General features: G+C 57.9%; 2 protein-coding genes. Both read right to left on the bottom strand.

The genetic code is table 11. From position 1 onward, the window contains the following. The coding region (locus ASC50_RS03415) for an outer membrane beta-barrel protein (RefSeq protein ID WP_158648361.1) at nt 1-898 on the bottom strand (898 nt) is incomplete at its 3' end. A gap of 2 nt (nt 899-900) precedes the next feature. Continuing rightward, a complete protein-coding gene (locus ASC50_RS03420; RefSeq protein ID WP_226995372.1) occupies nt 901-8,544 on the bottom strand; it encodes a T9SS type A sorting domain-containing protein in 7,644 nt (2,547 codons plus the stop codon). Between the last annotated feature and the right edge of the window lie 105 nt (nt 8,545-8,649).

Below are 8,649 nucleotides of genomic sequence, written 5' to 3' on the forward strand. Positions count from 1 at the left end.
GTGCAGGGGGAGCGGAAGACGTGGCGGGAGCGGCGGGAAAGCCCTCCGGGGGGGATTTAGGGGGTTTGGCTGTGCCGAATATCAACCCTATCTTGAGGCCTGCTGCGAGTGGGGTCAGTTTGTCGACAACAGGTTTGCCGGCGTTGGTGGATGCTATTGCCGAATTGGGGCGGTAGTCGGCACTGCCGGAATAGTCAATCAGAGGCGTGGTGGCAGCTGGGTGGATGCTGTTTATGCCATAATCGACGTACAGTCCGGTGGAGAGGTCGAATTTGTCGTTCAATCGCCACCTTATGCCTGCTTCTGCCGATGCGAAAAATGCGGTTTTCAATGCCAAATCACCTTGGTGGTTCAAGTCGCTGAACTCGCCTAAGCCCTTAAACTTTGGTTTGTTCAGCACATAATCGCCTGAGGCGTATTTTCCTGAGGTGGTCAGTTTGTCCGCGCTGCTGTTGAACTTTGCGCTTAGCGGGATGCCTGCCTTGCCACCCAATGCTGCGTAGAACCTGCCCGTTTGGAAGTGTAGCATCAGCGGAATGTTCAGCAGGATTGCTTGCTGCTTGTCGTGGTAGCCTGAGAGCGTGTAGGTGTAGTCAAAATCTTCCGTGCCATCGTTGCGCAGGTAGGTTTCGCTCAGCGGGTTCAGCGTGCATTGTGCGTTGAACAGTGCGGCTTCTACGCCTGTGCCGATGCCCCAGTGCTCGCTGAAGCGAAAAGTGTAGCCTAACCCGGCAAAGCCGCCAAAGCCGAGATTGGCATTGCCGGCGGCGGGGGTGTAGTTCAATGTTGATAAGCCACCTCCGGCAACAAACGAAAACTCGTGTCGCGACTGTTGCGCCATCGCAACCGTTACCACATAACACATCGCAGCAATAACAACAACAGTCCTATAACTCATAACTATTCCACCTTTATCTTAATACTTTCCCCATCCACTGTTATCAGATACACACCGGAAGACGGCGGGAGAGATAGCTGTGATTTGTTGCCAACTAAGGTCTGCGTGCCCACGATGGTGCCCTGCATATTGTAGATGCGTATCACACTGCCGTCTGCGGCTCCGCTCTCAACCGTTACTGTGGTGCCGCTTGGGGCGGGGCTTGGGTAGGCTCGCAACAATGTCGCATCCAGGATTACCCTGTCGGGGCAGACGTGCAGCACCTTCTCTACGGCTATGCCATTGATGCTTTTGGTGGTTACTTCTACGCTGTAGTCGGCGGTGGGGTCGAGCAGGTCGGTGCTGTTGTCGCCTGCACTGTACACCTGTTCTTCGCCTATCAAATCTCCATTTTTGAACCAACGGTAGTTCTTGAACGTGTAGCCGCCGTTGTTGGCAGGGTTGTTGTTCACATAGAGCACGTTGTTGAACTTCATTCCTACGATGTCGGCAAAGGCAAAGCGGCGTTCGATTTGCAGCGTGTACGTCCGCTCGCTGCCGTCTGTGGAGCGCACGGTGTACGTTACTTCGTGTATGTCGGCGCGGGCGATGCCAATAGAGAACGTGCTGCCCGGCGTGCCGTCGTATATCACCTGCGAGGTGCTTTCTTCCGGAGTGACGGTGATTTGCGCAGAGGTGGTGCCGCAGTCGGCAAGGTAGAAGTTGGTTGTGCCTGGCGGCAGCGTAGTGCCGTTCACTGCTACTGTGCTTACTTTCGTGTTGTCGCTTGTGGCGGGCTTTATCTCAAATGTTACGCCCGGCGTGAAGTCAATCGTATAGTTATCGCCTGCATCCAGCGTTCCCTGCGTGATGGCGTAGGTGCCCACATTTTCGCCGGTGGCGCGGTCGAGTGCGCCGCTCAGCAGACTTGCACCGTCGCCGTTCTGCCAGCCGCTTGTTGTGTAGGTGTAGGCGGCGGGGTTGGGGGTGCCTATGATTTTGCTTTGTCCTGCGTTGGGCGTTACCGTCAGCGTTGCGGGGGTTACTGTGAGTGCTACTGTTGCTGTGGTGGTGGTTATTGTGTTGTAGTTAGCCAGTGTGTTTGCGTTTGGCGTGAAGGTTACTTGGTAGCCGGTGTTGGGGACTATTGGGACGGTGGTGCCGGTTGTCCAATTGAAGGTGCCGTATGTTGTGGTGCCGCCGCTTAGCGCGGAGGCGGATAGTGGCTGACCGTAGGTGATGGTGTTGGCGGCGGTGGGGTAGGTGATGATTGGCGCTGCCGCTTTGTTCACCGTGAGCACAGCGGTTACCATCCCGCCTGCCGCGTGGGTGCCTGTTGCTGCCGTTGCAAGCCCGATGGTGAAGGTGCCGGCTTTGGTTACCGTGAGTATGCCGCCGGTGAGGGTGCCCTCGCCTGTGGGAGTGCCGCTTGTTTCTTTGGTGTAGGTCGCCGTGCCTGCTTGCGGGTCAATGGTGAACAGGGTGGCGAGGGTGCTCAGGTCGAGCGTGTTGCCGCTAAAAGAGGCATCGCCATACACAACTGTTGCTGCGCCTGCGGTGTTGCTGACGGCGGCTTTGCTGGTTGTGGCGGGGAAGGTTGCCGTTACTGTGCCGCTGCCTGCGGGGTTGGTGGTGCCGTTGTGCGTTGCGCCGGTTGTGCCTGCTACGGTGAAGTAGTTGGCTGCTACGCCGGTGAGCGTGTAGCCTGCTTTGGGCGTTAGCGTAATGGTTGCCGTGTACGGCGTGGCATACGCGAATGTGGCGTGGCTGGGAGTCCACGACACTGTGCCTGTGTACTGCGCCGTTTCGGTGATATTCGCCACGGACGTATTGCCGTAGGCAGGAATGGCAACGCCCGCTATTGCCGCGATGTCAATAACTTTGGGATTCACCGTGAGCGTGTAGTCCGCTGTTGCCTCATCGTAGAGGTCGGTTGCTGCTTTGGTTGCCCTTACTTGGACGGTGCCTGTGCCGGTTACGCCGTTGATTTCGCCTGTGGTTGCGTTGATGCTTGCCCCTGCTGCGGTGGTGCCGCTGCTAACAATGGTATATGTTACAGTGCCGCCGCCGCTTCCGCCTGTGGGTGCGGCGTGGGTGTAGGTGAAGCCCGCCGCGTAGGTTGCGCTGGGATTGCTTGTTGTAAAGGTAAGGGTTGCCTGCGTGGCTTTGTTCACCGTGAGCGTGGCGCTTACCATCCCGCCTGCCAAGTGGGTGCCTGTTGCTGCTGTTACAAGCCTTATGGCGAAGGAGCCGGCTTTGGTTACCGTGAGTATGCCGCCGGTGATGCTGCCCGCGTCTGCGGGGTTGCTCGCATTAATGGTGTAGGTTGGCGCACCTGCGTTTCCGTCAATGGTGAACAATCCGCTCAGGTTGATGTTGCTGCTGCTGAAAGAGGCATCGCCGTATGTAACCGTCGCCGTGCCGCCGCCTGTGTTGCTTACGGCGGCTTTGGCAATGGTGAGCGTGTAGGTTGCCGTGTTGGAGGCAAGGTAATTGTCGTCGCCTGCCTTTTGCGCCTCCACTTGGATGGTGCCTGCGGAGGTTACGCCGCTGATTGCGCCTGTGGTTGGGTTGATGGTTGCCCCTGCTGCGGTGGTGCCGCCGGTAATGATGGTATATGTTACAGTGCCGGTGCCGGTGCCGCCTGTGGGTGCGGCGTGGGTGTAGGTGGAGCCTGCCGTGTAGGTGGCGTTGGGGGCAGTTGTTGCAAAGGCAAGGGTTGCCTGCGCTGCTTTGTTTACTGTGGGCGTTACTGTTGCTGTGGTGGTGGTTATTGTGTTGTAGTTAGCCAGTGTGTTTGGGCTTGGGGTGAAGGTTACTTGGTAGCCGGTGTTGGGGACGGTTGGGACTATTGTGCCGGTTGTCCAATTGAAGGTGCCGTATTCTGTGGAGCCGCCGCTTAGCGTGGCGGTTGATAGTGTTGCGCCGTAGGTGATGGTGTTGGCTACGGTGGGGTAGGTGATGATTGGTGCGGCGGCTTTATTTATCGTAAACTGCAGCTCAGGCGTGGTGAAAGCGTCGTAGAGGTCGGTGGTTGCAATCGTTGCTTTGATGTAGTAGGTGCCTGCGTTGGTGGGCCGCGTGGTGTTGGTAAAGGTGCCGCCGCTTGTTGCATCGTAGTAGTAGGTTGGCGCGCCGCTGCCGGTATTGCCGATAACCGACGGCGTGCCTGCGGAGCCGTAAGTCCAGCCCGCCAAGTTCACTGTGGCGGCGAGCGTTGCTTTGTTCACCGTGAGCACGGCGGTTACTGTACCGCCTGCCACGTGGGTGAATGTTTCTGCCGTTGTAAGCCCTATGGTGAAGGTGCCGGCTTTGGTTACCGTGAGCACGCTGCCGGAGATGGTGCCCGCACTTTCGGGGATGCTCGCATCCATGGTGTACGTCGCCGCACCTGCGTTTCCGTCAATGTTGAACAGTCCGCTCACGGTGCTCAGGTCGATGTCGCTGCCGCTGCCGATGAAAGAGCCATCGCCGTAGGTAACTGCTGCCGAGCCGCCTGTGTTGATGACGGCGGCTCTGCCGGTCGTGGTGGGGAAGGTTGCCGTTACTGTGTTGCTGCCGGCGGGGTTGGTGGTGCCGTTGTGCGTTGCGCCGGTTGTTCCTGATACGGTGAAGAAGTTGGCTGCTACGCCGGTGAGCGTGTAGCCTGTTTTGGGCGTTAGCGTGATGGTTGCCGTGTACAGCGTGGCAAGAGCGAATGTGGCGGGGTTGGGATTCCACGACACTGTGCCTGTGTATTGCTCCGTTTCGGTGATAATGGCTACAGGCGTGCTGCCGTAGGCAGGAATGGCGATGCCCGCGATTGCCGCAATGTCAATGACTTTGTGGACAACCGTGAGCGTGTAGTCTGCTGTCGTCGCCTCGTAGAGGTCGGTTGCTGCTTTGGTTGCCCTTACTTGGATGGTGCCGGTGTCGGTTATGCCGCTGATTTCGCCTGTGGTGGCGTTGATGCTTGCCCCTGCTGCGGTGCTGCTAATAATGGTGTATGTTACAGTGCCGGTGCCGGTGCCGCCTGTGGGCGCGGTGTTGGTATAGGTGAAGACTGCCGCGTAGGTGGCGTTGGGGGTAGGTGCTGCAAAGGCAAAGGTTGCCTGCGATGCTTTGCCCACCGTGAGCACGGCGGTTACCATTGCGCAGGCGTCGTAGTTGCCTATGGCTGCTGTGGCAAGCCCGATGGTGAAGGTGCCCGCTTTGGTTACTGTGAGTATGCCGTTAGTGAGGGTGCCCTCACCTGTGGGACTGCCGCTCGCTTCGATGGTGTACGTCCGCGCGCCCGCGTTTCCGTCAACGGAGAACAGACCGCCCACGGTGCTCAGGTCGATGGTGGCGTCGGCGTAGGTAACTGCTGCGCTGCCTGCGGTGTTGGTGACGACAATTTTGTCAATGGTGAGCGTATAGGTTGCCGTGTTGGAGGCTACGTAGTTAGCGTCGCCTGCCTTTTGCGCCTTGACGGTGATGGTGCCGATGCCGGTTACGCCGCTGATGGTGCCTGTGGCTGCGTTGATGCTTGCCCCTGCTGCGGTGCTGCTCGCAATGGTGTAGGTGATGGCGCCGGTGCCGGTGCCGCCTGTGGCAGCCTGCGTGTAGGTGAACGACGACGACAATGCCTGCGACGGGCTGGCATTGGTGAACGTCAGCGGCGCCTGCTCCTCTTTGAACGATGTAGAAGTGCGGCTTATGCGGAAGGCAGGGCGCGAGGCAAGGGTAACATCACTTATAAGTGGAAAAAGAATGTCATACCCGCTCCCACCTGTAGGAGGAACATAAACTAAGCCCTTAGTAAAGGGATCATTAATGTCATGAGAAGGAAAGCGGAGCCAGAAATGTGTGGGGTACTCAAGAATTGAACCATCTATATAATGGTAACTACCATCTTCAAACCACTCCTCAAGAATACCATGCCTACCCAGCCAGTGGAAGACGCCTGTTACCGTGCGGTTTGCAGCATTGGAAGACGTGTTCGTTTTATAGTCAGTAATTGTCGTTGACACCAAGCCGTCAAAAGAGGAGGCACTATAGGTATAATCCGATGGATTCCCTCCCCGACCGAACGGAATGTTTCGCGGACCGCCGTATGTGGCAATTACTACCGGCGGACCGCCGTCTGCCGGCGCGGCGGGAAAGAGCGTTACCGCATTGTCGCCCGTCGTGTAAGGCTCGCTGATGTGCAGGTCGTTGTCCTCCGTCCCCTCCATGTTTTTGCCCTCCCCTATTGTCGAGTAGCCCAGCACGTAGTACTTGTAGTTGTCCTTCATCTCAACGAGCGAGAACCGCGGGACTACCGCTTTGGTTTTCCATACCGTTAGCGTGTAGGTTGCCGTGGCGGCGGCGTAGGTGGCATCGCCCTCTTTGCGCGCCTTGACGGTGATGGTGCCCGTATGCGTGATGCCCGAAATGGTACCCGTGGCGGAGTTGATGCTCGCCTCCGCGATGGTGGTGCTCACAATGGAATAGGTGATGGGGGTGGCGATGCCGGCGTTGCCGCCGCTTGCCGTTTGCGTGTAGGTGCCGGACAAAGACGTATGCTCCAGCCTTGGGGCAAGGTCGGGAAACGTAAGTGCCGCCTGCCCCTCTTTGAGCAAATCAGCGGTAAGTTTTATACGGAAGGCGGGGCGGGAGAGATTATCGAATAGATTAACTTGAATACCACCAATAGTAGTATTGTACCCCCACCCGTTAATATTATGCGCCGTGCGGAGCCAGTAGGTAGCGTAGGAGGACGACATAGCAGCCAAGTTATTCTCAGCGGTACTCAGCCAGTGGAAGATGCCTGTTACGGTGCGGTTGCTCGTATTGCTCGAAGAATTGTCTTTGTAATCGGCAATAGTTGTTTGCACCAAGCCGTCAAGTCTGGAGACGGAATAGGTGTAAACGGACGGGTCTTCCGTATAGTCTGATGACGGACCGCCGAGTGTGGCAGTTACCGTTGGCGGACCGCCGTCTGCTCCCGGCGCGGCAGGCAAGAGCGTTATCACATCGTCGCCCGCCGTGTAATCCTCGCCAACGTGCAGGCTGGTGCTCTGGCTCTCCTGCGAGTAGCCCAGCACGTAGTAGTAGTACCCGTCTGCTATTTTAATGCGCGAGTTTACAATCGGCTCTGTTGCCCCGCCTGCTCTTGGTATCGTCAGCGTATAAGTTGTCGTGTTCGACTGTATATAATTTATATCGCCCGCCTTTACTGCCTGCACGACGAGCGTACCGGGTCTCGCTACGTTGGTGATTGTGCCCGTTGTCGAGTTGATGGTCGCCGTAACTGCCGTTGTGCCGCCGCCGCCCGGCACGATGGAATACGTGATGGCGCCGTTGCCGTTGCCGCCTATGGGCGTTTGCTGATAGGAGAACGATGCTGAATACGCCTGCGACGGGGTGGGAGTCGCAAACGAAATGGGCGCCTGCTCCTGCCTGAACACAGTAGATGCTATCTTTATGCGGAAGGCAGGGCGGGAGTAGCCCGGTTGAGTAACAGTCCGCCCACTCAAATAATTCTCCATGCTCATTGCTTGAGCACTATTAGTGGAAGATGACGTGCGCAACCAATAAATACCTGAGTATACGGATATAGTATTCGGAAGAGGCGTCATCTCTGCTGTGCTCAGCCAATGGAAGGTGCCTGTTACTGAGCGGGTGTTCGTAGTGCTTGAAGTATTGTCTTTGTACTCGCTAACCGTTGTTTGCACCAAGTTGGCATAAGAGGAGGCGGGATAGGTATAGACGGACGGGTCTTCCGTTTGTCCCGTTGACGGTCCGCGGTTTGTGGCAGATACCACCGGCGGTCCGCCGTCTGCCGGTGAGGCAGGAAAGAGGGTTACCACATCGTCTCCCGCCGTGTAAGCCTGTCCAATGTGCAGGCTGTTGTTTTCGCCCGCCTGCGAGTAGCCCAGCACATAGTAGTTGTACCCGTCCGCCATTCCAACGCGGGAGTACAAAGCGGGAGGGGTAAATTGCGGGAGCGTTTGGGAAGCGTCTCCCGCCGCACGGGTAAAACTATTGCGGTAAAAGCCGCCGTTTACCTCCATCATTACCAACCCCTCGCCTGCCGAAGGCGGCAGCCAAAAGTATAGTTTTCCCGTGTTGTCGGTTTTCACGTCGCTAATGCCGTACACGCTGTTCGGCGCGTCGGGCGTGGCGTTGCAGGCAACGCCGTTGATGGCGCCCCACGTAAGCGCGTGAGGCGCAGCGAGACTGCCCAGCGTCCAGGTGTTGCGGTAAATGGTTGTGCTGCCGTTGGTGGGCGTCAGATTTGTGTTGGCATTGATGCTGCCGCCGGTGATGGCGAGCGTGCCGCCGGAGCCGCCCGTGCCGTAGCCGATGCCGCCGGTTGCGGCAACCGTGCCGCCGCTGATGGCGATGGTGCCGCCCGCGGCGTTGTTACCGCCACCGATGGAGGTTGCCGTAACAGCGCCGCCGTTGATGGTGATGGTGCCGCCTGCGCCGCCACTGCCGCCGCCGATGCCTGCACCGCCGCCGCTGGTGGTTGCCGTAACAGCGCCGGAACCTTTGTAGATGTAGATGCTGTTACCCGCGCCGCCTGCGCCGCCGCCAATGCCCGCGGCAGAAGTACCGCCGGTTACCGTTATATCGCAGCCTTGGATGAATACCAGACCGCAGGTCTCACCGTTATTGCCGCCGATGCCGGCATTGTTGGCAGCAACATTTTGAACGGTCAACGTGCCCCCTGTAGGGGTAAACTGCCTGAGAATATGGAGCACGCTTCCGCTACTAACTTGTATGCCGCCGTTTATCGTCAGTTGGCAGCCGTCTTCGATAATCAG

This window comes from Candidatus Symbiothrix dinenymphae, from assembly GCF_001431085.1.